The following is a 24139-nucleotide window of genomic DNA, read 5'->3' on the forward strand; positions in this document are numbered from 1 at the left end:
TCCCATTAATGGAGCCCTAAATGAACATCGACCAGGCGGCGCGCATCGGCACCTTTCGGATGCTGTGGGAGCGTCTGAAGGAGCACCCGCTGTCGCGGATCGGGCCTGGACTTATCACCGGGGTGGCTGACGACGACCCCAGCGGCATCGCCACCTATTCCCAGGCGGGTGCTCAATTCGGCTTCAACATGCTCTGGACGATGCCATTGGCGTTCCCGTTGATGGCTGCCGTTCAGTCGATGTGCGCGAATCTCGGCCGGGTGACTGGCAAAGGACTTGCCGCCAACATCAAGTCTGCCTTTCCGCCCATTGTGCTTCGAGGCGTCGTGCTGCTACTTCTCGTCGCCAATACCCTGAACATTGCCGCCGACGTCGCTGCCATGGGGGAGGTCGCGGAACTGGTCAGCGGCGTGGACCGCCACCTGATGACGGCATGCTTCGTGTTCGGTACGCTTTTACTGCAGATGTTCGTCCCCTATCATCGCTACGTCTTCTTCCTGAAGTGGCTGACCGTCTCGCTGCTAGCCTATGCAGCGGTACTGTTCACCGTCGATGTTCCATGGAGCCAGATTGCGGTTCGTACACTGTGGCCCAGATTCACACTGGACACGAACGCCGCAGCCGTGATCGTCGGTGTTTTCGGTACGACCATCAGCCCATATCTCTTCTTTTGGCAGGCATCCGAAGAGGTCGAGGACATGGCGGCACACCACGGCAGCGAGGCGCTCCTGCAAGACACGCGTGCCGCCGTCGCGGAACTTCGACGAATCAGGTGGGATACGTGGAGCGGCATGCTTTACTCCAACGTCACCGCCTATTTCATCATCCTGGCGACCGCGGTCACGCTGCATGCAGCCGGCGTCACCGACATCTCGACTGCAGCGCAGGCAGCGAGCGCGTTACGCCCGCTGGCCGGCGAGTTCGCTTATCTCCTGTTTGCCCTCGGCATTCTCGGGGTCGGCCTGATCGGCGTGCCCGTGTTGGCCGGATCGGGAGCCTATGCGCTTTCCGAGGCGATGGGCTGGAAGGAGGGGCTTGAACGCAAGGTGAACGATGCGCGCGGCTTCTACGCCATCATTGCCGTTAGCGTGCTTGCGGCGCTGGGCATCCAGTACTCGCCGATCAGCCCGATGAAGGCGCTCTTCTGGAGTGCTGTCGTCAACGGTGTGGTCGCCGTGCCGTTGATGGTGGTCATCATCATGCTGGTTTCGAAGAAGTCGGTGATGGGCGCTTTCACCGCAAGTCGTCCACTGATCGTTCTTGGCTGGATCGCGACGGCAGTGATGGGCGCCGCGGCCGTGGCAATGCTGCTGCCCCGGTAGGGCACTGCATCACTCGGGTAAGACAGTTATCACGTCGGCCTTGACCTCCATCAAACGACGAAACATCTCCGACCCACAGAATTCCAGTAGACGAGACCTCACACCCATCGCAAGGGGCGAACCATGAACACGTCGACTTCACGCAGCCCGACGCCAACGCTACCCGGCAAAGTTCTCATCGCGGTCGATTCGTCCGCGGCATCGCGGCACGCCGTCGCTTATGCACGAAATATCGTCGCGCAGGGCGGCACGGTGCGTCTCGTGAGCGTCGCCGAAAACCCTCGCACGCTCGTTCCAACGGGTTCGTTCGTCGGCGAAGCTCTAGGTTCAGCGCGCGCTGAATTGTTGCGCGACGCCGCTGACGCGCTGGCCGTAGCGAGCGAGGCCTTCGCCCAGTGCAACATCCGCGTCGAAACGGATGCGATCGATCTCTCGACGCACGGCGGCGATGTCGTCCACGCGCTCATCGAAGCGGCCGACACGTGGCAGGCCGAACTGCTCGTGGTTGGGACCCGGCAACACCACGGTTTGCTGCGTTGGATCGAGGGCACCATCTCCGAGCCCTTGGCAAAACTTTCCCGCTGCCCGATTCTGATCGTGCCCGCAGCCTATACGGTCAAGGCCGATCGCCCGCCGGAGCGCATTTTATTCGCGGTGGATGGCAGCCGTCAGGCAATGGCGGCGCTGCATTACGGCGTCCAGTTCGCGACGCTCGACACCCATGTCCGGGCCATCTATGTGGTCGATCGCGCGGTGCGCTTGGGCGACTTCGTACCCATCGATGCGCTCGAGGCTGGCTTCGTTGACGAAGGTACGCATGCACTCGCACAAGCAGAGCCAATTCTTGCTGGCGCATCGGGACGATCAAGCACGAGACTTGTCAGGACAGCCCGCACCGACGACGACGTCGCCCACGCAATCGTTCGGGAGGCTGGCCATTGGCAGGCCGACCTGATCGTAATGGGCACGCATGGGCGACGCGGCGTGGCTCGCTGGATGCTGGGCACTGTCGCAGGGCGCGTAGCGCACCTTTCCCAGACGCCACTTCTGCTCGTGCATGCGCTAGAGGCGTGATCCGTCGGCGTAGGCGCGCAGCGCCTCCAGCGCCATGGCCACCGCGGCCCGATTTTCGTTCTCCGGATGCCAGTAGATCGATACCGAGCCGAAGCCCTGCAATTCCATTGGCAGTATCTGAAGCGCGTTCAGTTGCTGGAAGCGGAGTGCGGGCCGATGCGAGGCGACGCCCAGCAAATCCGTGTTGTTCAACAGTGTGAGGTTCAGAACCGACGAATTGGATTCGACGCAATGAGCCGGCAGCGTGCGCCCGGCGGCCGCGAGCGCCGTCTCCAGCGCATTGCGCACCGGTGTGCCTTGCGGCCAGACGACCCACGAGTAGGCGAGAACGTCGTCCCACTCGAGCATGGCCTTTTGGGTCAGCGGATGATTCGGACGGGCGACGAAGTCGATCAGTTCGGTATAAAGCGTCTCGCTTTGCAACTGCGCGTCCTCGTACTGCTCCCCCGAGCGGCCGACGACGATATCGAGTTCGCCACGCGCGAGCTGCGGCATCAGCTGATTCATCGTGCTTTCGACGAGACGCACCTGCGCCCGCGGCATGCGCGCGAGCAGCCGCGACACGGCGAGCGGCACCGTGTCCGCCGCCGCTACGCCTGACGTGCCGATGCTCACGAGGCCACTGCCGCCTTCGCGCAGCGCCTGCATGTCGTCGCGAGCGGTGTCGAGATGGGCTCCGATGCGCCGGGCGTGCTCGATCAGCGCCTCGCCGGGCCCTGTGGGCCGCAAACCTCGCGCATGCCGTTCGAAAAGCGGCAGGCCGACGTCTTTCTCCAGCTCTTTCAGCCATTTCGACAGCGCCGGCTGCGTCGTATTGAGCGCCGTGGCCGATTGGCTCAGATTGCCCGTTTCCGCCAGGCTCAGCAGCAATTGCAGATGTCGCAGACGCAGACGGTATGTCCAGTCCATCGCGCAGCCCTCCGGTCACGATGTCGCCAGGTTCCGGAGGTATATCCGAAAACACATGGATTAGATGATTTAACCATTTTACTAAGCATAGGTCTATCGCATATAAAGAGTGCACGAGGTCGATCGAACCATCTATTCAATGCGGCGCCGGCACAGCGCGTGCGCCCCGAGACATCGAAACGAGACGCAAATGACCAACAATCGTCCGGACGCATCGCGCGCCGCTTACTACGAGCAGATCGCCCGCCAGCACATGGCGCCGCTATGGGAATCGCTGCACAGCCTCGTTCCGAAAGCGCCGCAGCCGAAGGCACAGCCCGCGATCTGGAAGTACGCACAGGTACGCGATCTCGTGATGGAGGCGGGCAGCGTGATCAGCGCCGAGGAAGCCGTTCGCCGCGTGCTGGTGCTCGAGAACCCCGGGCTGTCCGGCAAGTCGAGCATGACGCCGAACCTCTATGCGGGGCTTCAGCTGATTCTGCCCGGCGAGATCGCCCCCAGCCACCGTCATACGCAGTCGGCGCTGCGCTTCATCGTCGAGGGCAAGGGCGCGTGGACGGCCGTCGACGGCGAGCGGACGACGATGCATCCGGGCGATTTCATCATCACGCCGTCGTGGGCGTGGCACGACCACGGCAATCCGTCGGCAGAAGAAGGCGGCGAGCCCGTGGTCTGGCTCGACGGCCTCGATATTCCGCTCGTCGCGCAGATGGACGCGGGTTTCGCCGAAAACTACCCTGAGGCGACTCAACCCATCTCGCGTCCCGAAGGCGACAGCTTCGCGAGATTCGGTCACAACATGGTGCCGATGCGGCATCGCGCGTCCGATCCGACTTCGCCGATTTTCAGCTACCCGTACGAACGCAGCCGGGAAGCGCTCGATGCGCTGTATCGCAACGGCGAGCTCGACGACTGGGACGGCGTGAAGCTGCGCTACGTCAACCCGGCGACGGGGGGCTGGCCGATGCCAACGATTGCCACCTTCATGCAGTACCTGCCGGCGGGCTTTACGGGCCGCGCCTATCGCAGCACCGACGCCACCGTGTATTGCGTCGTCGAAGGCAAGGGCAGCGTGAAGATCGGCAGCGACGAATTCACGTTCGAGCCGCATGACGTTTTCGTCGCCCCGTCGTGGGAACCCGTGCAACTTTCGGCGTCGGCGGAAAGCGTGCTGTTCAGCTATTCGGACCGTCCGGTGCTCGCCGCGCTGAATCTGCTGCGCGAAGAGCGCAGCTAGGCGGGCGCATCCTGATCTTTGCGCGCCCGGTCACAGGGCGCGCCCTCCATCCTTTCACTTGTCGAGTCGACCCCATCATGGCTTTCGTTTTCACTCCCGAAGCGCCCGTCGCTGTTTCCGTCGCTGGAAGCGACGCTCAATTCGCCGTGCGCCGCGTATATTGCGTGGGCCGCAACTACGCGGCGCATGCGCGCGAAATGGGCTTCGATCCCGATCGCGAGCCGCCGTTTTTCTTCTGCAAGCCGACCGATGCCGTCGTCCCCGTCGCCTATGGCGAAACGCTTGAACTGACGTATCCGTCGCAGACGCAGAACTATCACTACGAAGCGGAACTCGTGGCCGTGATCGGCAAGAGTGGCGCGGACATCGAAGTCGAGCAGGCGCTCGATCATGTGTGGGGCTACGCCGTCGGCGTCGATATGACCCGTCGCGACCTGCAGATGAAGATGCGCGAAATGGGGCGCCCGTGGGAAATCGGCAAGGCGTTCGACCGTTCCGCGCCGATGGGCCCGATTCATCCCGCAAGCGCCGTCGGCCACATCCAAAACGCGGGACTGTGGTTGGCCGTCAACGGCGAGACGAGGCAGAAGAGCGATGTGTCGCATCTGATCTGGTCGGTCGCGGAGACGGTCGCCTACCTGTCGAAGTTCTTCCGCCTCGAACCGGGCGACGTCATTTTCACGGGCACGCCGGAGGGCGTCGGCGCGGTGAAGGCGGGCGATCTGATGAAGGTGGGCATCGAGCATCTGGGTGAATTGACCGTTCGCATCGTGTGACGCAGCGCTATCAACGGAAGACACGGCCGTGCAACTCCATAGTTTCTTCAACAGCTCGACCTCGTACCGCGTGCGCATTGCGCTGGCACTCAAGGGCCTCGCGTACGACACGCTGCCCGTCAATATTCGGATCGGCGAACATCGCGCGACCGACTATGTGGCGAACGTGAATCCGTCGGCGTCGGTGCCCGTGCTGATCGACGGCGAATTCAGCCTGGGCCAGTCGCTTGCGATCCTCGACTATCTCGACCGGAAATATCCCGAGCCTCGCCTCGTTCCGCTGGAACCGGAACGGCGGGCGCGCGTGCTCGAACTGGCGACCGCGATTTCGTGCGACATCCATCCGCTCAACAACCTGCGCGTCTTGCGTTATCTGGAAGTGGAGCTGAAAGTTACGCCGCAACAGAAAACGCAGTGGTATCGACACTGGGTTGCGGAGGGCATGGCCGCCGTCGAGCGTCTGCTCGAACGCAGCAACGAAGGCCCGTGGTGCTTCGGCGCGCAGCCGACGCTGGCGGATGTGTGCCTCGTACCGCAGATGGCCAACGCGTTGCGCATGGACTGCAGCCTGGGGGCGTACAAGCGCAGCCTGGCCGTCTATGAGCACGCATCGCAACACGCTGCATTCGTTGCCGCCCAGCCACAGCGTCAGCCCGATTACGTGGCTTGACATCAAGTTGTGGACTCGAGAATGGCGCACGCGCCGTCCTCGAGCCCACTAACGAACCTTGACTTGGCTATATTGCACTGGCGCACTTGCGGGGCGCGCCACTTCATTCGCAGCGCCATCAGGCAATCACCGCCTCAGGCCTTCCGACGCCCCTTTGCGGGACGTTCACGATTCACTCGCAACCGGAACTGAAACGTATCGCCCTTGAAATACAGGTATTCGAAGTCGACGGGGCGATCGTTGCTGTCGTGCGTCAGCCGTTCGACGCGAAGCACAGGCGCATCGCGTTTGATTTCGAGCGCGCGTGCAACAGGGGGGCGCGCGGGTATAGCGTTGATGCTCAGGTCTGCGCTGCCCAGGGCAATGCCGCAATCGTTCTCGAGCATGAGAAAAATGTCGCGCGTGGCGAGGTCGGCACGCATCAGCTTCTTGCCGAGAGATTCGGGCAGGAACGTAATTTCGTAGGATGTCGGCTCGCGATTGAGCAGGCGCACACGATGAATCTCCGCCACCTTCTCACCCTCCTGAAGCATGAGCTTCGCGGCGACCTCGGCGTTGGCTGGAACGAAAGTGAAAGAGACCACGCGATTGACGATTTCGTGTCCTTCGCTCGACATGGCCTCGGCGAAGCCTTGCAGGGACGTGATGTTCTGCGCCGCTTTCGGCTGCGACACGAATGAGCCCTTGCCGTGCACCTTGAAGATCAGCCCTTCCTTTTGAAGGTCGCCGAGCGCCTGCCGGATCGTGATGCGGCTCACCTCGAACATCGCCTGCAGTTCACTCTCCGATGGCATGCGGCTATGCGGAGGGTACCTTCCGTCGAGGATACCGCTACGCAGCGTATCTTTGATTTGCTGATAGAGCGGAACCGGCGAGTCGGGTTCGAAGGCGATCTGGCTTGTCTGCATGGTCGATGAGCGGGAGCACGGGGGATTCCACGATGCAGCTTTGGCGATGGAAGATTATACCGCTGCATATCTGCGTTGACGACCCAAAAACCCATCATGTCATGTCATGTCATGGGATGGCGTGTCATTTCAAGACCTCGTTTTTTGACGGCATTCGGTTTCGAGCATACGGCGTCACGCACCGACTTATGGCGAGAATGACTGATGCGTGTGCCAGGTCGCACCTGCATGAAGCGCACCGCCGAAAAAAAAGCCCGAGCGAACCGCGTTTCCACGATTGGCATCGTCCTTGCTTGGGACTACATGTCATGTCTTGTCATGACGAGTAGATGAGTGAAGCACTAACGGAGAGAAAATTGGACGCTTTGCCCGCCCTGATCGTCACCGCGACGGCCGCTTATGTTTCGACCAACGTCGATGGATATGCACTGCTGCTCGGATTTTTCAGTAACGAGCGTTATCGCGCGATGGAGATCGTCGCGGGGCAATTCCTCAGCATGGCGACCCAGTTGGCGATATCGATTGCGGTCATGCGCTCGGGATGGGTGGCGCATTCGCCGTTGGTCGGTCTAGTCGGCGCCGTGCCGCTGCTGGCGGGGCTGAAGCGAATCGCACAATTGTGCCGGCGAGATGGGCCGCGAAACGAAAATGCGGTGTGCCGGGAGAGTCCGGGCCACGGAACGTTCGGGCGCGTAGCGACGGTGGCCGCTGTGACGACTTCCGGTGCGATCGACAACGTGATGGTTTATTCGAGCGTCATGATGGATCGCGCACCGTCCCAGGCGACGTTCATTGCGGTGGCGTTTGGATTGCTTACGGCATTGCTCTGTCTTTGCGCATTCTGGACCGCAGGCTCCCGCTCGTCGATCCCGGCGTTGCAGTTCGCGGCGAGGCGCGTTGCGCCATTCATGGCGGTGGCTATCGGCGCGTCTTTGTTTATTCGCTTCCGTACGTTTCCGTGGATCTGTTCGCTTGCCTGATGCCGCGCAAGCTTGCACCAAGCCGGAACCGTTTCTGCACCGACAAGCCTGCTCGCGCGCAATCGTGAGGCGCGACAGGGGCTGAAAGAAGGCCAAGTCGGCGGTTGTTGCCCCCGGTAAACGTTGGCATAGGGCTTGCATAGATTCGCCAACTTGTAATGACGAGTTATGTCCACGGAGATCGTGTCGAAAGGCAGACGGTCGATGTCGACGGTTGATGTTTCTGGCTGGATCCCACGCGGGCGGAGCAGGGACCCGATTCATGTCACTCACTCTTAGGGTTACACCATGCGAATCAGAGCTTTGGTAGGCCGGGCGTTGAGCAGTGCCTCGCTCGTCGCAATCGGCGCCATGCCGGCGTTCGGAGGCGCCGCGCACGCGGAAACGATCGACATCGGCATCGGCACGCAAGACACCACGACGAACACAGTCACGGGCGGCATCGTCATCAAGCAGCTCCATCTGCTCGACAAATATTTGCCGCATACGGGAAAGTACAAGGATGTCGCCTACAACGTGACGTGGCAAAACGCGACTTCCGGACCGCCCATCACCAACGCCATGATCGCGCGCAAGTTGCAGATCGGCATGATGGGCGACTATCCGCTGCTCGTGAACGGGGCGACGGGGCACGCAACGAACAACGATACCGAACTCGTCGCGGTAATCGCCTATAACGCGCACGGCGGCGGCAACGGCATCGTCGTACCGAAAGATTCGCCTTACTACGATTTGAGCGATCTGAAAGGCAAGCGCGTGTCGGTGCCGTTCGGCTCCGCCGCCCACGGCATGCTGCTCGCCGCGTTGCAGAGCCGGCATCTGCCGAGCGACTACTTCGCGCTCGTGAACCAGTCGCCGGAAGTCGGCAGTACGAGCATCCAGGAAAAACGAATCGACGCGCATGCGGACTTCGTGCCGTTCGCCGAGTTGCTGCCCTATCGCGGCTTCGCGCGCAAGATCTTCGACGGTGCCGAGACGGGACAGCCGACGTTTCATGGCGTGGTGGTCCGCAAGGACTTCGGCCAGAAATATCCCGAGATCGTGACGGCTTACATCAGGGCTTTGATGGAAGCCGACGATTGGGTCCGCCGCGATCCGGAGCAGGCCGCGGAAAAGATTCAATCGTGGACCAAGGTGGACAAGGAGGTAGCGTACATCTTCCTGGGACCAGGCGGCATCGATACGCTCGACCCAACCATCAAGCCACGCTGGGTCGCCGCGTTGAAGGCGGACTATGCGGTGCTCAAGAAGCTCGACATGGTGAAAGACCTCGACATCGACAAATGGGTGAACGACGCCTTCGTGCGCGAGGCTTTCAAGGAGTCCGGGCGCAATTACGACGCGCAGCTCGCAGACTTCTCCAACTATCAGGTGCAGGGCAACGACACGGTGTGCAATGCGCCGATCGGCGATCCGTCGCAGGCGGGGCAGATCTGGGCCGAAGGCGGCAAGGTCGCCTCGTTCAGCTCCGCTGCATGCACGCTCGAAGGTGTGAACGCGTATCGCGCGCAAGGCAAGAAGGTCGACGCGGTCTATCTGATGGACAAGACGCTCGGCGTAAAGGTCTTTGCGGATGCCGCGTTTTATACGCTCGGCGCTGCGAATGGAAAAAGACCGGACATCGGATCGTTCATGCTCAAGCGCGATGCCGAGGCGAGCGCGAAGAGCTCGGGCGAGACGGTCGTGAACTTTGCGCAGGCGTTGAGCGCGGTCGGCAAGGGAGGGAAGTGACATGGAAGGCTCCCTCGATCTCGAGATCAAGAACGGCGCATCGTCGTTGCCTGGAGAGAAACCGCCGGCCGCTGCGTCAAGTAACGGCGTCCGTAAGCAAGCCTCGGCGCCGAACGGTGCGCAAGCGGTCGCCGTGAGGCTCGCATTCGCGATTGCTTCGCTCGGCGCGCCATTCCTGGTCTGGTATCTCGGCACGCGCTATCGGGTCCAGTTCTATGTCCGCTTTCAGGACGTGCCGACTCCGCTCGACGTGTTTCATGCGGCAGTGCATGTCGCCGGGTCAAGCACGTTTTCGACGAACATCGGCAACAGCTTGCGACGCATCTTCCTGGGATTTTTCGTCGCACTGCTCTCGGGCGTAGGACTGGGCTTGGTGATCGGACGATATCGCATCGTGAAGCAGTTGCTCATGCCGGCGATCGAAGTGCTGCGGCCCATCCCGGCGATCGCCTGGGTGCCGTTGTCGATCATGTTATGGCCGACAACGGAGTCGTCGATCGTGTTCATCACGTTCATCGGCGCGTTCTATCCGATCCTGCTCAACACGGTCGATGGCGTCGAGTCGCTCGATGGCGTGCTGCTGCGCGCCGGCCGCTGTCTCGGCGCGAGCGAAGCCCAACTGTTCTGGCATGTGATCTTGCCAGGCGTCCTGCCCAATATCTTCACAGGGCTGGCGGTAGGTATGGGGGTGGCTTGGGTGTCGCTCATCGCGGCCGAAATGATCGCGGGGCAGTACGGCGTCGGCTACTACACGTGGGAAGCCTATTCGCTCGTCAACTATCCGGCGATCGTCCTCGGCATGATCACGATCGGCGCCCTGGGTCTCGTCTGCAGCGGCGCGATCCGTCTCGTCGGGCAGTTCTCGATGCCATGGCTCGCATACGTCAACGGAGCGCGCAAATGAGCAACGCAAACAAAGGCCGCATCGAGTGCCGCAACGTCGGCGTCGTGTTCGGCTCGGGCAAGGCCGAGACCGAAGCAGTCAAGGACGTATCGCTGACCGTCGAACCGCATGAGTTCGTTTCGCTGATCGGGCCATCGGGCTGCGGCAAGTCCTCCTTGCTGAGCATTGCGGCGGGCTTTACGAAACCGACGCAAGGAACGGTCACGCTTGACGGCGTACTCATCAAAAAGCCCGGCGCGGAACGCGGCGTGGTGTTTCAGCAGTATTCGCTATTCCCTTGGCTGCGCGTGCGAGAGAACGTCGAGTTCGGCCTGAAGATGGCAGGCGTCTCGCGTGCCAAACGCGAAAGCACCGCTCGCACGCTGCTCGGCCTTGCGGGGCTGCTGACTTTCGAAAACCACTATCCGGATCAATTGTCGGGGGGCATGAAGCAGCGCATCGGCATCGTGCGCGCGCTTGCGGCCAACCCGCAGGTGTTGCTCATGGACGAACCGTTCGGCGCGCTCGACACGCAAACGCGGACCGTCATGCAGGAGATCCTGACGAACATGTGGCAGCGCTTCCGGCTGTCGGTGCTGTTCATCACACATGACATCGAGGAAGCCGTCTTCCTGTCGGACCGCATCTACGTGATGACGGCGCGGCCTGGCCGCATCAAGACCGAAATACGCGTGCCGCTGCCGCGTCCGCGTTCGGCAGCGATGCTGGATACGCCCGAATTCATCGAGTTGGTGCATCGCCTCAAAGGCCTGATTCGCGAGGAATCGCTCGCCGCGATGGGATCCGAACTGGGATCGGGCGGCGTGGAGGGTTTCAGCATGGAGATGGGCCCGAACGGCGTCGAAGAGATGCTCTGATCCTGTCGAGCCAGCATTTGGCGCAGTAAGACACAACGCGAAAAGCGTCCCTAACCGAGGGCGGGGGATAACGTTCTCGATCCGATGGAGTTTTGCAATGAGCAAGAAACCGAACATCCTGTTCTTCCACGTCGACAATCTGGGTATGGGAGAACTCGGCTGCTACGGCGGCGGCAAACTGCGCGGCGCGGATACCAAGCGTATCGATGCCTTCTGCAAGGAGGGCACCAAGCTCACCCACTACGTGGTCGAGCCGCAATGCACGCCGACGCGTTCAGCGTTGATGACGGGACGCTACCCGATCCGCTCCGGCAATCACACGATCGCGCTGGGCGGCAACGGCGGCGGCCTCGTGACCTGGGAGGTCACCATCGCCGAACTGCTGGCGCAAGGCGGATACAAGTCCTCGTGCCTCGGAAAATGGCACATCGGCGCGGAAGACGGGCGTTTTCCGACCGATCACGGTTTCGACGAATGGTACGGCCCATTGCGTACCTATGACGAGTGCATGTGGTTGGAGGATCCCCACTACGTGCCCGAGCGGGATGGCTACTCGCACATGCACGAGGGCTTCAAGGGCCAGGGCGCGAGGCCGCTGCTCGACGAGCAGCTCACGATGGAAACCAAGAAGACCTGCGACCTCGAGTACCAGAAGCGCGGACTCGACTTCATGCAGCGTTGCGTCAAAAACGACGAGCCGTTCTTTCTTTACTTCAATCACTCGCTGATGCACTTTCCGATGTCGCCGCGCGACGAGTTCGTCGGCAAGAGCACCAACGGTGAATGGGGCGATTGCCTGTTGATGCTAGATCACGATTTCGGCGTGCTGCTCGACGAACTCGACCGTCTCGGCGTGGCGGACGACACGATCGTCATCTTGTGCGGCGACAACGGCGCGGAGGACCATCTGGCAGGACGCGGCACCGGCGGATTCTTCGACGGCTCGTACTTCAGCTCGGCGGAGGGCGGCATCCGCACGCCGCTGCTGGCGCGGTGGCCGGGTCGTATTCCGGCGGGCGTGGAAAGCAACGAGATGGTCCACGTCACCGATCTCTTCACGACGCTGCTCAAGTTCGCGGGAAGCGACACGCCGAAGGACCGGCTCATCGATGGTAAGGACCAGACCGCGTTTTTCCTCGGTGAACAGGAGAGCTCGAACCGCGAGTCGTGCATGGTATGGCTCAAGGACGAGCTGCATGCGGTGAAGTGGAAAGACTTCAAGATCAACTTCAAGCGCCAGCAGCATTTTCACGACCCCGAGCTGCCGCTCGGCTTCGCGCGCATCACGCATCTGCAGGAAGATCCCAAGGAACGGGAGGCGGTCAATCAGCGCTACGTGCGGTGGTGGGTGATGCAGCACGCGCATCGCGTCGTGCGAGAGTTCGAGGACAGCGTGAAGCAGGAGGCGCTGATTCCGCCGGGCTCCGAGCTCGACTTCGTGCCGAAGTCGGTCTTCAACGCATAACGCCATGGGCGCGCCGATCATGGACGTCAAACTCGAGAAGCCCGCATGCTGCTGCTCCGCAAAAGCGGCGGCGCCTTCCACGAACGCTGCCCGCACCGAAGGCATGGTGTGGATCAGAGGCAGCGACTTCACGATGGGCTCCGATGTTTTTTATCGCGAGGAACGTCCGGCGCGGCGCGCCACTGCTCCCGATTTTTGGATCGACGCGCACCCGGTGACGAATGCGCAGTTCGCTGCTTTCGTCGAGGCGACCGGCTACGTCACGCTCGCGGAGCGGCAGCCCGATCCGGCGCTGTATCCCGACGCCGATCCGGCGCTTCTGTGCCCCGGCTCGCTGGTGTTCACGCAGCCGCAGTCGCGGGTGAGCCTGCACGACTTTCGGCAATGGTGGGCTTATGTGCCGGGCGCGTGCTGGCGCCGCCCCCAAGGGCCGGACACCGATCTGGGCGGTCTCGCCGACCATCCGGTCGTGCATGTGTCGCTCGCGGATGCGAGCGCCTACGCGGCATGGGCAGGGAAGTCTCTGCCGAACGAGATCGAGTGGGAATATGCGGCCCGCGGCGGTCTCGATGGTGCGGTGTATCCCTGGGGCGATGAATTCACGCCCGAGGGTCGGCAGATGGCGAATACGTGGCAAGGCGAATTTCCGTGGAGCAACGCTGTGCTCGACGGTTTTGAACGCACTTCGCCGGTGAAGTCGTTCCCGCCGAATGGTTATGGGCTTTACGACGTTGCGGGCAACGTGTGGGAGTGGACCGTGACCCGTTACGGCCAGCCGCCTGGCGTCGCGGATGTGAAGTCGTGCTGCATCCCGTCGACGGGCTCTCACGCTCCGGACGTGCGCAACGTGGTGAAGGGTGGATCGCATTTATGCGCGCCGGCCTATTGCCTGCGCTACCGGCCTGCGGCACGTCAGGGCCAGACGCTCGATACGTCGACCAGCCATATCGGCTTTCGATGCATCGTACGGACGTGATCCGTTCGCGGCGCTCCACATGCGATGACGTGTGCCGCGTCTTATGTCTCAAACAACCGAGTACCGATATGACACATCCTGTGAGCAGGATCGATTCGCCGCGCGCCGTGTCGCGCGTTGCATTGCCCGCATCGCGCGCCGAACTGCAGCGCGAAATCCTCGCGGGCGTGGTGACGAGCCTCGCGCTGATCCCCGAGGTCATCTCCTTCTCGTTTATTTCGGGGGTCGAGCCCTATTCCGCGCTCTTTGCCTCAGTGGTGCTGCTTCTCGTTACGTCGCTCTTCGGCGGGCGGCCCGCGATGGTCACCGCGGCGGCGGGTTCGGTGGCGCTCGTCGTCGGCCCGATGGTTCGCGCGCATGGCACGGGCTACATTTTGCCGGCGGTGCTGCTCGGCGGGATGGTTCAGGTGGCCTTCGGCTTGATGGGCTTCTCGCGCATCGTGCGCTTCATTCCGCGCTCGGTGATGCTCGGCTTCGTCAACGCGCTGGGCATTCTGATTTTTTGCGCACAGTTGCCGCACGTGATCGACAAGCCATTCGAGGTATATGTGGTCTTTGCGATCACGCTCGCTATCGTGCTGGTCGGCCCGCGATTCCTGCGATCCGTGCCTTCTCCGCTTATCGCGATCGTGGTCGCGACCGGCATTGCCGTCGGGCTGCAATGGAGCGTGCCGACGGTCAGCGGTGCTCATCCCGGTCGAGCGGATTTGCCGGGGCTCACGCCATGGACGGTGCCGTTCGACTTGAGTACGCTGAAGATCGTATGGCAGACCGCGACCAGCATCGCGTTCGTGGGGTTGCTGGAAACCTTGCTTACGGCCAAACTCGTCGACGAAATGACGCAGACGCGCTCCAACAAGGCGCGCGAATCTTGGGCGCTCGGGCTCGGCAATCTTTGCGCGGGCGCGTTCGGCGGGATCGCCGGTTGCGCGATGATCGGCCAGACGGTGGTCAACGTCGGTATCGGGGGCGCCCGCACACGCGTCTCCACGCTCGCCGCCGCATTCACACTACTTTTGCTCATGACCGGGCTAAGTCCGGTGATGGCGCGTATCCCGACGGCCGCGCTTGCCGCGGTGATGATGGTTGTCGCGGTGAAGACCGTCGATTGGCACAGCTTGCACCCCGCTACGTTAAAGCGGATGCCGCTGATGGAAACGTCGGTGATGGCGGTCTCCGTGGCGTTGACGGTGTATACCGGCAATCTTGCTCTTGGGGTGATGGGCGGCGTGCTGCTGGCGATGGTGTTGTTCGCGCGCCGCGTTGCGCATGTGATCAGTACCACGCGCGCCATGTCGGACGACGGACAAAGCGTGCGTTACGAGGTGCACGGTCCGCTATTCTTCGGCAGCAGCAACGACCTGGTGGACCGCTTCGAGTACGCGGCCGATCCGCGCCTGGTGGTCATCGATTTCTCGAAGTCGCAGATCTGGGACGCATCGACGGTGGCCGCGCTCGATTCCATCCAGATGAAGTATCGGCAGCACGACGCCGCCGTGGTGTTCACCGGTCTCGACGAACGAAGTCGCGCGTTCCACGCACGACTCAGCGGTAATCTCAATGTCGGCTGAGGGGCGCCTGCGCGTCGATGACCCTCCTATCTGAATGTTTTGCCCGAGACGATAGCCGACGGCGCGCCGCGCTCACCGCTCACTTCAGATCGCGCGCCACGCGAAAGCCGTTTGCCGTGTAGCGGACGCTGCCGTCGTACTTGAAGCGCGTCGACGACAGCATATAGCCCGCGCCATCGAGCCAGGAGCCGCCGCGAATCACGCGCGATTGGCAAAACGGGTCTTCCCATGAGCGCCCGTCGGACGGCGCGTTCTTGTAGGAGCTGTGCCAGCAATCGCTGACCCATTCCCATACGCCGCCGTTCATGTCGTAAAAGCCGAGCGGATTGGGAGCAAACGAGCCGACGTCAGCCGGCGAATCGGCGCGCCACGGCGGGCCGCAGTCCTTGCAGTTGGCGTGACCCTTGCTCATCGCATCGCCCCACCAGTAGCGCGTCGTCGTGCCGCCGCGAGCGGCATATTCCCATTCCGCCTCGGTCGGTAGCCGATATGGCTTGCCGGTCGTTTTCGTGAGCCACTTCAGATATTGCTGCGCGTCGTCCCAACTCACGTCATGCACCGGCGCGTTCGGACCTTGCCCCGCCTCGCTCGCAGGGCGCAGGCATGCGCTCGCTGCGACACACATGTTCCATTGCGCGACCGTGACCGGGTATTTGGCAAGCGCGAAGCGATGAGCGATGGTCACCCGATGGGCCGGCTTTTCCGACGGGTCGTCCGAGTTGTTGCCCATCGTGAATGTGCCGGGGTCGACCTCGATCAAAGCCGGGCAGGTGGCGCAGTCCCTTATTTCGTGGTTTGCCGCGGATGGCGGCGACTGCGGCGGCATTGCGGCCGTAGGCGGTGCGCCCACGGGCGGGGATACGGGGCGTGAGGATGGCTGCCTGGGCGATGCTGGCGGTGACGTAGCCGATGGCGGCGGCGAGGGCGGCTGCGCTGCGCCCTGCCGTGCCGCCGGCGACTGCCCAGGAGTGGGAGCGGAAGCCGCGGCACGCAGGCGGGCGATGCGCGCCTGTGCGAGCGGAGCGAAACGGCCGTTCGGATAGGCCTTCAGGTACGCCTCATAGTCGCCCGCATAAGTGCTGTCCTTGATCGAATCCCAGAACGTGATTTCGTACTGCTCCGCGCTGTCCTTTGGCAGCACCCCTGCGTTGGACCATCCGGGCCCCGCAGCCAAAGTCGACGCGATCAGGCTCAGGAACACGAGTCGTCGCCACATGGTCAGTCTCCTCATTGTTCCGCCCAAGCATCCATCGCGATAGACCCGTAGTTTGCGCGCAGGGAAGAGCCGATAGTCTGTGCGCCAACGCGCAGTAGGGGACCTCGCTCATAAGCGAGGATAGGTGCTCGCCGGCATGGGCGCGAATCGCCCGGCGCAATGAATCGACGAACGAGGGGGCACACCATGCAACGAAGGACGATGCTCATCGCGTGGGCGGCGGCGGTGCTCGCACCGCGGATGTCGTTCGCTGGCCCGACGGCCTCGCCGCCTGGTGCCGAGGTTTACATCATCTGGCCTTACGACGGCGCTGTCATCAAGGGCGGCTTCTGGGTGCGCATGGGCCTGCGCAACATGGGGTTGTGTCCGAAGGGTATCGATCGGCCCAATGTCGGTCATCATCATCTGCTGATCGATACGGATCTGCCGCCAATGGATCAGCCGATTCCGTCCGACCGAAACCATCTGCATTTCGGCGCGGGCGAGACGGAGGCGCGCATCGAGCTTCCTCCCGGAAGACATACGCTGCAATTGCTCATGGGTGACTACAACCACGTGCCGCACAACCCCCCCGTTCAATCGAAAAAGATCACGATCACTGTGACGTAGCCCGACCCGGAGACAGACACCATGAACAAGAGATTTTCCTTCGCCGCAGGTGTCGCCCCATTGGTCGCCCAAGCGATGGCTGCCGCGCTGCTCGTCTCGGCGCCGCTCGCATGGGCCGGCAGCACCCCGGCCGACCCGCGTGCCACCGTCTATATCGGCTGGCCTAACGACGGCCAGGTGTTGCCGGCGGGCAAGCCGTTTCGCGTCTGGTTCGGGCTGCGCTACATGGGCGTCGCGCCGGCCGGGGTGAAGTTTCCCAATACGGGCCACCACCATTTGTTGATCGATACGGACCTGCCGTCCATGGACGAGAAAATACCTTCGGACAGGAATCATCTGCACTTTGGGGCAGGCCAGACCGAGACCATGCTCGATCTTCCACCCGGAAAGCACACGCTGCAGTTGCTGATGGGCGACTTCGATCACACCCCGCACAATCCCCCCATCCATTCGAAGAAGATCACGATCATCGTCAAATGATGTGAGTGTCGGCTCGCGGCCGACACATTCTCCCCGATCTGTTGTCTGTGCACCGTCACACGCCGTTCGAAGTATCGCGAGCGGCGACACCGGCCTGCGTTTCCCTCGTCACTCAGCGTCAATACCGGCAAGCCTTCGCGCACTGCCGGCAGGGTCGCGTCGCGCGCCTGGCACAGCCTGTGCAGTAAGAGACCCGAGCCCGCAACACTTGCAGCTCACTATCCTCGAAGTCCCTTTGCTTAATCTTTTGGAGAACTGTCATGAAAACGCTGATGATCGAAGACCTGAGCGTCGCCAAAGAACTCGACGGCCGTGCGATGTCCGCAGTGCGCGGCGGCAACCTGGGCTATTACTGGCCGCTGTCGTACTCGCCCGTGCATGTCACCGATACGACCAACTTCAGTGCGCAGCAGGTCATCGGTCAAACGAACGATATCGTGAACAACACGGGCAACAACGTCGCTTTCGCGAGCGACATCCACTCGACGGTCAAGCCCAAGCAAACCGCCACGAACACGATCAACTTCTGATCGTGCGAGCCCCGCCGCCATGGAGGCGTCAAGCTTCCATGGCTGGCGCGGCGGTGCCGCCGTCGGGCACTCGCTTGTTTCAGCTCCGCAGTTCGTTCCATCGATAGACGTCATCCCAGGAGCAGAACGTGAACCATTCGACAGGCCCGGCTCGCGCGTCGATTTTCCGCAGCCGCACGCGTCCGCTCTTCGGCCACGCTATCGCAGCGGGTCTTGCCGCAATCGTTATGTCCGGCTGCATGGACCTGAAAATCCCGGCCAACCAGCGCCCCGACACGCCCGAGAAGACCACCTGGGCGCATGCGGGGCGACCGGTCTCGGCGTCCGACACGGTGGACCCGCAATGGTGGCGTTCATTCGACGACGCCTATCTCGATTCGCTCATCGACAAGGCAATCGCCGGCAATGTCGACATAAAGGTGCTCGCCGCGCGCATTCGCGTCGCGGGTGCCGAGATCGGCGAAGTGCGCGCCGGCGCGTTGCCGAGCGCCGATTTGGGCGCCGGTGCCGATTTCGAAAAGAACACGCACCAGCGGCTCACGAAAACCATCAATCTGGGCACGCAGGTGAACTGGGACATCGACGTCTGGGGCAAGGTCGAAAAGGGCGTCCAGGCGCAAAAGGCCGAATACCACGCTTCCGAGGCGGACTGGCGCGCCGGTTATCTGACGCTCGTTGCGGGCGTATCGAGCACGTACTTCCAGATTCTTCAGTTCGACGATCAGATCGAGCAGGAGCAAAAGACGCTCGCCAAGAACAAGCAGATTCTCGCCATCTATCAGTCGATGCTCGCCGGCGGTCTGGTGCCGCAAACCGAAGTGCTGCGCCAGCGAGCGGAAATCAACGCGCTGGCGAACGAGCTCATCGATCTGCAACGCTCGCGAGATCTCGCCGAGAACGCGCTCGCCACGCTCGTCGGCGTCCCGGCCGGCGAGTTCAAGATGCCCGTCGGACACTTGCGCGAGCGCGTCAAGCTGCCCGAGGTGCCGATGGGCTTGCCTGCACAGTTGCTCGGCCGCCGGCCCGATGTCGTCGCCGCACAGTACCGCGTGCTCGAATCGTATGACTCGATCGGCGCGGCCAAGCTCGCGCAATTGCCGAGTATCAGTCTCACCGGCCGAGGCGGCACGGCGGCGTTCGCACTTTCCGATCTGTTCAAAGCGTTCACGTTCAGCTTCTTGCCGAGCATCAATCTGCCCATGTTCGATCCGAGTGTGAAAGCGCACATCAGGACGACGGAGGCGCAAAGCGAGGTGGCGGAGCAGCAGTATCGGCAGACGGTGTTCGCCGCCTTCGAGGAGGTCGAGAACGCGCTCGTCAATCTCGAGGCGCACAAGAAGCAGCGCCGCGAGCTTCAGGAGCAAAACGCGCATCTGCGCGTCGTGGCCGCCCAGATCGAAGCGCAGTTGAAGGAGGGCGTGGTGTCGCAGCTGGAAGTGCTCGAATCGGAGCGCTCGCTCGCAGCCGCCGAACTCGCGCTCGTCGCGAATCATCAGCAGATTCTTACCGATACGGTCACGCTGTACAAGGCGATCGGCGGCGGCTGGCCTGCTGTCGTCGTCGAGAATGCGAGCAGCGATGCCACGCGTGGCGCCGGGGCCGGCGGTTCGATCATCAAATGAACGATGCGCAGTGAACGGTCGGCTGGCCCGGGGAACGCGACGAGCCCCGATCGGTCCGCATTGACTGCCGTCTTACGTCGCCTACACTTTCCTCACGCTCTCCCCGCTTCGGACGACCCCTGCGTATCAGGGGAAGCGAGAAAACCGGGGCGGCCCGGCGCTCATCTGCAGGTGTCGAACCATGGCTTCCGATGGTCTTCCGATTGCCGAAATGGAGATGCCGCTCACGCGGCGCTTCGATGTCGTCTTGAAACCGGTATCGCATCCGGAGATCGGCGACATTCGCATCGAGAGCGAGCTGTTCGCCATCGGACGGGCCGAACCTCCGTTTGCGTCCGCGCGTGCCGAAATCGTCGCGGAGCTGTCGCGCCGTCACGCGAAGCTGTTTATCGAGAACGGCGCCGCATACATCGCCGATCTCGGCAGCAAGAACGGTACGACGCTCAACGGCCGCGACGTGCGCGAGAAGCCCCAAGCGCTCCAGGACGGGGATGAGCTGCGCTTTGCCGGCATACTCGCTTGCCGCGTCGAACTGGCGCCGTGCCCGGCGAATCGCGCGGTGTGTAATGCACGTTCGGTGGTCCTTACGCTGACGCCGGAGCGCACCGATCTCGGCCTCGAGCCGATTGTCGTGACAAGTTTTCCGTTCCTCGTCAGCAAGACGGACGAGACCTTCGCGCGATACCGCGATGCTTATCCACACCAGGTGAACTACCTGTCGCGCCGTCACGCGCACGTGTTCGCCGAACACGGCGAGATATTCGTGGAGGATCTCGGCAGCACGAACGGCACGTTCGTCGAGGGAACGCGTCTCGAGGAGCGTGCGGTACGACTCGAAGACGGCGCGCTGCTCGCGTTTGGCGGTGATCACTTCGCGTATCGCGTGGGTATTCGCCGCGGCAGCATCGCCGATCCGACGTTGACGCAGATGCAAGCGCAAGCTCGGACGCAGACCGAAGCTCCGGCAAAAGCGGCAGAGCGCGCCGAGCCCGCAAACGCCCAAGCCGCCGCCGTGCCAATGGCCATGCCGTTGGCGGATATGGACAGGACGACGTTCATCGCAGCCCCACACTCGTTTCTCGACATCTTCTGCGTCGATCCCGCGGGTACGGGGGAAGACGAAGTGAGCCACGGCGCTGCGGCGTCGCAATCGAGCGGCGCCCCGCGTGAGGCGCCCAGGCGCCGGGGCGCAATCGCGACGTTCATCGACGAACTAGCGATTGCGCTGGGCGCCAACGCTGCGCCGGACATGCGGCGCATCGGCCGCTGGGGCGCAGTCGCGTTAGCGCTTATCTGTGCGCTTGCCGCAATACTTTATCTGCGCGGCAACCCGCAACGCGACATGAGAGCGCTCATGTCGGCCGGACGGTTCGACGCGGCGGCGCAATTGGCGAACGGCTACCTGGCACGGCATCCGGGCGATGCGGCGTTCGAGGCCGCGGGCACCGAGGCGCTGATAAAGGCGAAGGTGCCGGGTTGGCTCGCGGCGTTGAAGGCGAACGCGTTCAACCGGGCGCGCGCTGTGGCTGCCGACATGCAGGGATTGGCGAGCCACAACCGCGAGGCAGCGCCGCTTGTTGCCGAGCTTGTCTGGATGGGCGAACTCGAATCGTTCTGGATGGGACGCGGCGGCTCGGACGCGCCGATCAGGATCTACCGCGACGAGGTCCCCATCACGTCACTCATCGCGCGTTGGAACGATGACCCGAACGAGCATCAGCGCGCACTCGAGCAGATCGTGTCGTATTTGCCCGCGTTCGGCGAACCGTATGCGGACGCGCTCAGCCATCTGCGCCAGCTTCAAACCGACGACTCCGTGTACGTCGCCGCGCTCGAGCGTCTGAAAGCGGCCATCGAAGCCGCGCTCAACGACGCGCGCACCGATCGGCTCGATGCGCTGCCAGCGATGATCGACGACTACGGCGATCGGTATCCGCGCCTCGCGGGCTTGTCGCTGGTGCGCGACGATCTGCGCGCTTATCGGCAGATCGAGACCGACGCGCGTGCCGGACGGGCTCAGGCGGCAGCGGAAGAACTCGAGTCGATACACTTCGCGACACCGCCGTTTCAGGCGCGAATTCCAAAGCTGCGCGCGCTGAGCGCAGCGGCGCCAAGGAGTGTGCGGTGAGCGCCGCGCGCGAGCCGCGTCGCCTCGAGCCGTTGAACGAGGCGCTCGAGGAGCACGGTGCCGAGGGCATCGCGATTCTCACGGAAGAACCGAGGCGACTCATCGAGGCAACCGTCGCCGCAGTGGCGGCGCTGATCGTCATCGCGCTCGCGTGGTCGTTCATCGGACGGGCAGACGTCATCGTGACAGCCGACGGCGCGCTTGCGCCCGAATCCGAAGTGCGCCGCATCTATGCGCCCGTCGATGGCGAACTCGCCGATATCTATATCGCCGAAGGGCAGCCCGTGAAGAAGGACGACGTGATTGGGCGCATCAATGCGCGCGGCGCAATCGAAGCCGCGACGAATGCGCTCGACGCACGCTTGAAACTCGAAGACGCCGAGCACGAATGGCAGCAATTTCCGCAAAAAAAGGCACTGATGCAGCGTAAGGCCGATGCGCTCAAAGCGCAGATCGAAGTGGCGGAGCATCAGCACGAAAACCGCATCGCCGAGGGCACGAGCAAGCTCGCGCAAGCGCAAAAGGCCCAGATCGATGCGGCGCGCAGCAACATCGACAACGCGGTGCGCGCGCGCGATCTCGCGAAAGGCGAAGCGGACAAATTCGCGCGCCTTTTCACGTTGCCCGGCGGCGGAGGTGTATCGCAAACGCAGGTCGAGGAAAAGAAAAGCACGTATCTGCAATCCGAGAACAACGTGCGCATCGCGCAGGCCAAGCTCGCGGAACTCGAGGCGCAATCGAGCCACGAATTCGCGCAGGCCAAGGCGCAGCTCGAAGGCAGTGGCGAGACGCTCACGAACCTGCGCATCGAATACGACGCCACACTGCGCGATATCGCCAATACCGAAGACAAGCTGCGCCTCCAGGTGCAAACGGCGCGCCTTGCTGCCGATGCGGCCGCGCGCATTCGCTTCGAAAATATCGACAAAGACAATTTTCTGCTCGTGCTCGCGCCGGTCTCGGGGGTCATTACCGACGTGACGACCACGCAGCCCGGCGACAAGATTCAGGCCAACACGCCGCTCGGCGGCATCGCGCCGGCCAACGCGCGCCCCGTCGTGAAGGTAGAGATTGCCGAGCAGGATCGCGCGTTCTTGCGAGAGGGGCAGCGCGTGAAGCTCAAGTTCAACGCGTTCGCCTACCAGCGCTACGGCGTGATCTCGGGCGTGCTCGAATACATATCGCCGGCGACGAAGCCTTCGGCGCGCACGAAGCAGCCGGTCTACGAAGGCCGTGTCACGCTGGCGCGCGACTACTACGCGATCGGCGATACGAAATACCCGTTGCGCTACGGCATGACGGCGACGGCGGAAATCGTGGTACGCGAGCGCCGCCTGATCGATTTTGCGCTCGACCCGTTCCGGCAGGTCGCCGGATAAGCGGCACGGACACGAACAGGTTTAGGAGACCGACATGGCGTCAATCGTGCGAATCGACGACGAAGTCATCGACACCGAAGACTTCGTCAGAGTGCTGAAGCTCACCGGGCAATTCGAAAGCCTCGTCGAGCAGCAAGTCCGCGACCGGCTCACGGTCATCGCCGCGAAAAAGCTCGGCATGAGCGTATCGGCCGACGAGATCCAGGCGCGCGCCGACCAGTTTCGCCGGGTGCGCGGCCTGCACCGCGCGGCAGACATGAACCGCTATCTCGACGCGTTCGGCGTGAGCCTCGACGAGTTCGAGGCATTCGTGACCGACACGCTCTACCAGGAAAAGATGCTCGCCGAGGTCGGCCGCGACGAGGCGGTCGAGGCGTACTTCAAGCTCAATTCGCCGAAGTTCGACAGCGTCGAGGTGAGTCATATCGTACTCGAGTCGGAAGGGCAGGCACGCGAGATGATGTCGATCCTTGCCGACGATCCGGAGAGCTTCGCAGACATGGCGCGCGAACATTCGATCGCCGACACACGCGAAAGCGGCGGCGTGATCGGCAAGGTGCTGCGCGGCTCGCTCAAGACCGAGATCGAAGCGAAGGTCTTCAATGCGCAAGCGGGCGACCTGATTGGCCCCTTCGCCGCGCCTGACGGGTCGTTTTACGAGATTTTCTCGGTGACGGCGAAATGTCCGGCGACGCTCGACGCCGACGTCGCATCCGAAGTGCGGCGTGTCTTGCGCGAGGAATGGCTTGCCGCGCGAGCTCAGGAACACATCATCGAAGCGCGCTGAAACGAGAC

The 24139-nt window shown here is 62.8% G+C and carries 22 protein-coding genes; 19 read left to right on the top strand and 3 right to left on the bottom strand.

Annotation, left to right across the window (positions count from 1 at the left end):
* The first annotated feature begins 20 nt into the window (after positions 1 to 20).
* Both VGL01_RS14470 and VGL01_RS14475 read left to right on the top strand, forming a co-directional pair.
* Positions 21 to 1322 (top strand): divalent metal cation transporter, encoded by a 1302-nt coding sequence (locus tag VGL01_RS14470; RefSeq protein ID WP_331570434.1) that lies wholly within the window; start codon positions 21 to 23, stop codon positions 1320 to 1322.
* A gap of 123 nt (positions 1323 to 1445) precedes the next feature.
* Entirely contained in the window at positions 1446 to 2396 is a 951-nt protein-coding gene (locus tag VGL01_RS14475; RefSeq protein ID WP_331570436.1) for a universal stress protein, read from the top strand.
* On the opposite strand, the gene VGL01_RS14480 is transcribed toward VGL01_RS14475, so the two are convergent.
* The gene (locus tag VGL01_RS14480) at positions 2385 to 3305 is read right to left on the bottom strand and encodes a LysR family transcriptional regulator (RefSeq protein WP_331570438.1); all 921 of its coding nucleotides are present in this window, start codon (positions 3303 to 3305) and stop codon (positions 2385 to 2387) included. The two genes, VGL01_RS14475 and VGL01_RS14480, sit on opposite strands and share 12 nt — an antisense overlap.
* Before the next feature lie 190 nt (positions 3306 to 3495).
* Between VGL01_RS14480 and gtdA the strand changes: the two genes are divergently transcribed.
* The 3 genes from gtdA (at position 3496) to maiA (ending at position 5988) form a co-directional block, all read left to right on the top strand.
* Entirely contained in the window at positions 3496 to 4542 is a 1047-nt protein-coding gene (gtdA, locus tag VGL01_RS14485) for a gentisate 1,2-dioxygenase (RefSeq protein ID WP_331570440.1), read from the top strand.
* Positions 4543 to 4619: 77 nt separating this feature from the next.
* Complete coding sequence (locus VGL01_RS14490) at positions 4620 to 5318, top strand: fumarylacetoacetate hydrolase family protein (protein WP_331570442.1); 699 nt, start codon at positions 4620 to 4622, stop codon at positions 5316 to 5318.
* 28 nt (positions 5319 to 5346) lie between these two features.
* Positions 5347 to 5988, top strand: coding sequence for a maleylacetoacetate isomerase (gene maiA / locus VGL01_RS14495; RefSeq protein WP_331570444.1), 642 nt, complete (start codon positions 5347 to 5349; stop codon positions 5986 to 5988).
* 134 nt (positions 5989 to 6122) lie between these two features.
* Here maiA and VGL01_RS14500 read toward each other — a convergent pair whose 3' ends face one another.
* Positions 6123 to 6896 (bottom strand): GntR family transcriptional regulator, encoded by a 774-nt coding sequence (locus VGL01_RS14500; RefSeq protein WP_331570446.1) that lies wholly within the window; start codon positions 6894 to 6896, stop codon positions 6123 to 6125.
* Positions 6897 to 7252: 356 nt separating this feature from the next.
* On the opposite strand from VGL01_RS14500, the gene VGL01_RS14505 reads away from it, so the two are divergent.
* From VGL01_RS14505 to VGL01_RS14535, 7 genes are all read left to right on the top strand, one after another.
* Positions 7253 to 7876 (top strand): cadmium resistance transporter, encoded by a 624-nt coding sequence (locus VGL01_RS14505; protein ID WP_331570448.1) that lies wholly within the window; start codon positions 7253 to 7255, stop codon positions 7874 to 7876.
* Between the two features lie 288 nt (positions 7877 to 8164).
* Positions 8165 to 9607: an ABC transporter substrate-binding protein gene (locus tag VGL01_RS14510; protein ID WP_331570449.1), complete on the top strand. Its 1443-nt coding sequence runs from the start codon at positions 8165 to 8167 to the stop codon at positions 9605 to 9607.
* A 1-nt stretch (position 9608) separates the two neighbouring features.
* A complete protein-coding gene (locus VGL01_RS14515; protein ID WP_331570450.1) occupies positions 9609 to 10511 on the top strand; it encodes an ABC transporter permease in 903 nt (300 codons plus the stop codon).
* Positions 10508 to 11368: an ABC transporter ATP-binding protein gene (locus tag VGL01_RS14520; RefSeq protein ID WP_331570452.1), complete on the top strand. Its 861-nt coding sequence runs from the start codon at positions 10508 to 10510 to the stop codon at positions 11366 to 11368. The genes VGL01_RS14515 and VGL01_RS14520 overlap by 4 nt, the downstream gene beginning before the upstream one ends.
* Positions 11369 to 11465: 97 nt before the next feature.
* Positions 11466 to 12833: an arylsulfatase gene (locus VGL01_RS14525; protein ID WP_331570454.1), complete on the top strand. Its 1368-nt coding sequence runs from the start codon at positions 11466 to 11468 to the stop codon at positions 12831 to 12833.
* Positions 12834 to 12852: 19 nt separating this feature from the next.
* On the top strand, positions 12853 to 13809 hold the full coding sequence (locus tag VGL01_RS14530) for a formylglycine-generating enzyme family protein (RefSeq protein ID WP_331570456.1): 957 nt from the start codon (positions 12853 to 12855) through the stop codon (positions 13807 to 13809).
* Between the two features lie 68 nt (positions 13810 to 13877).
* On the top strand, positions 13878 to 15380 hold the full coding sequence (locus tag VGL01_RS14535; RefSeq protein WP_331570458.1) for a SulP family inorganic anion transporter: 1503 nt from the start codon (positions 13878 to 13880) through the stop codon (positions 15378 to 15380).
* Positions 15381 to 15459: 79 nt separating this feature from the next.
* Here VGL01_RS14535 and VGL01_RS14540 read toward each other — a convergent pair whose 3' ends face one another.
* Positions 15460 to 16596 carry a formylglycine-generating enzyme family protein gene (locus VGL01_RS14540; RefSeq protein ID WP_331570460.1) on the bottom strand — a complete coding sequence of 379 codons (1137 nt, stop codon included), beginning with the start codon at positions 16594 to 16596 and terminating at the stop codon, positions 15460 to 15462.
* 186 nt (positions 16597 to 16782) lie between these two features.
* On the opposite strand from VGL01_RS14540, the gene VGL01_RS14545 reads away from it, so the two are divergent.
* The 7 genes from VGL01_RS14545 to VGL01_RS14575 all read left to right on the top strand — a co-directional run bounded on the left by VGL01_RS14545 (position 16783) and on the right by VGL01_RS14575 (position 24131).
* Complete coding sequence (locus VGL01_RS14545) at positions 16783 to 17205, top strand: DUF4399 domain-containing protein (RefSeq protein WP_331570462.1); 423 nt, start codon at positions 16783 to 16785, stop codon at positions 17203 to 17205.
* A 75-nt stretch (positions 17206 to 17280) separates the two neighbouring features.
* Positions 17281 to 17685 carry a DUF4399 domain-containing protein gene (locus tag VGL01_RS14550; protein ID WP_414720263.1) on the top strand — a complete coding sequence of 135 codons (405 nt, stop codon included), beginning with the start codon at positions 17281 to 17283 and terminating at the stop codon, positions 17683 to 17685.
* Positions 17686 to 17945: 260 nt separating this feature from the next.
* Positions 17946 to 18215, top strand: a complete 270-nt coding sequence (locus VGL01_RS14555; protein ID WP_331570466.1) for a hypothetical protein — start codon at positions 17946 to 17948, stop codon at positions 18213 to 18215.
* A 200-nt stretch (positions 18216 to 18415) separates the two neighbouring features.
* Positions 18416 to 19837, top strand: coding sequence for an efflux transporter outer membrane subunit (locus VGL01_RS14560; protein WP_331570498.1), 1422 nt, complete (start codon positions 18416 to 18418; stop codon positions 19835 to 19837).
* Positions 19838 to 20018: 181 nt separating this feature from the next.
* Positions 20019 to 21965: an FHA domain-containing protein gene (locus VGL01_RS14565; RefSeq protein ID WP_331570467.1), complete on the top strand. Its 1947-nt coding sequence runs from the start codon at positions 20019 to 20021 to the stop codon at positions 21963 to 21965.
* Entirely contained in the window at positions 21962 to 23344 is a 1383-nt protein-coding gene (locus tag VGL01_RS14570) for an HlyD family efflux transporter periplasmic adaptor subunit (RefSeq protein ID WP_331570468.1), read from the top strand. Before VGL01_RS14565 ends, VGL01_RS14570 begins: the two co-directional genes overlap by 4 nt.
* Before the next feature lie 34 nt (positions 23345 to 23378).
* Complete coding sequence (locus tag VGL01_RS14575) at positions 23379 to 24131, top strand: peptidylprolyl isomerase (protein ID WP_331570470.1); 753 nt, start codon at positions 23379 to 23381, stop codon at positions 24129 to 24131.
* The last annotated feature ends 8 nt before the right edge of the window (positions 24132 to 24139 follow it).

Source organism: Trinickia sp. (assembly GCF_036503415.1).
Lineage (GTDB): Bacteria > Pseudomonadota > Gammaproteobacteria > Burkholderiales > Burkholderiaceae > Trinickia.

Excerpts from the sequence above, each read along its gene's own strand:
- VGL01_RS14470 (WP_331570434.1), top strand. The coding sequence starts at position 21 with ATGAACATCGACCAGGCGGCGCGCATCGGCACCTTTCGGATGCTGTGG.
- VGL01_RS14475 (WP_331570436.1), top strand. The coding sequence starts at position 1,446 with ATGAACACGTCGACTTCACGCAGCCCGACGCCAACGCTACCCGGCAAA.
- VGL01_RS14480 (WP_331570438.1), bottom strand. The coding sequence starts at position 3,305 with ATGGACTGGACATACCGTCTGCGTCTGCGACATCTGCAATTGCTGCTG.
- gtdA (WP_331570440.1), top strand. The coding sequence starts at position 3,496 with ATGACCAACAATCGTCCGGACGCATCGCGCGCCGCTTACTACGAGCAG.
- VGL01_RS14490 (WP_331570442.1), top strand. The coding sequence starts at position 4,620 with ATGGCTTTCGTTTTCACTCCCGAAGCGCCCGTCGCTGTTTCCGTCGCT.
- VGL01_RS14500 (WP_331570446.1), bottom strand. The coding sequence starts at position 6,896 with ATGCAGACAAGCCAGATCGCCTTCGAACCCGACTCGCCGGTTCCGCTC.
- VGL01_RS14510 (WP_331570449.1), top strand. The coding sequence starts at position 8,165 with ATGCGAATCAGAGCTTTGGTAGGCCGGGCGTTGAGCAGTGCCTCGCTC.
- VGL01_RS14515 (WP_331570450.1), top strand. The coding sequence starts at position 9,609 with ATGGAAGGCTCCCTCGATCTCGAGATCAAGAACGGCGCATCGTCGTTG.
- VGL01_RS14520 (WP_331570452.1), top strand. The coding sequence starts at position 10,508 with ATGAGCAACGCAAACAAAGGCCGCATCGAGTGCCGCAACGTCGGCGTC.
- VGL01_RS14525 (WP_331570454.1), top strand. The coding sequence starts at position 11,466 with ATGAGCAAGAAACCGAACATCCTGTTCTTCCACGTCGACAATCTGGGT.
- VGL01_RS14530 (WP_331570456.1), top strand. The coding sequence starts at position 12,853 with ATGGACGTCAAACTCGAGAAGCCCGCATGCTGCTGCTCCGCAAAAGCG.
- VGL01_RS14535 (WP_331570458.1), top strand. The coding sequence starts at position 13,878 with ATGACACATCCTGTGAGCAGGATCGATTCGCCGCGCGCCGTGTCGCGC.
- VGL01_RS14540 (WP_331570460.1), bottom strand. The coding sequence starts at position 16,596 with ATGTGGCGACGACTCGTGTTCCTGAGCCTGATCGCGTCGACTTTGGCT.
- VGL01_RS14545 (WP_331570462.1), top strand. The coding sequence starts at position 16,783 with ATGCAACGAAGGACGATGCTCATCGCGTGGGCGGCGGCGGTGCTCGCA.
- VGL01_RS14550 (WP_414720263.1), top strand. The coding sequence starts at position 17,281 with ATGGCTGCCGCGCTGCTCGTCTCGGCGCCGCTCGCATGGGCCGGCAGC.
- VGL01_RS14555 (WP_331570466.1), top strand. The coding sequence starts at position 17,946 with ATGAAAACGCTGATGATCGAAGACCTGAGCGTCGCCAAAGAACTCGAC.
- VGL01_RS14565 (WP_331570467.1), top strand. The coding sequence starts at position 20,019 with ATGGCTTCCGATGGTCTTCCGATTGCCGAAATGGAGATGCCGCTCACG.
- VGL01_RS14575 (WP_331570470.1), top strand. The coding sequence starts at position 23,379 with ATGGCGTCAATCGTGCGAATCGACGACGAAGTCATCGACACCGAAGAC.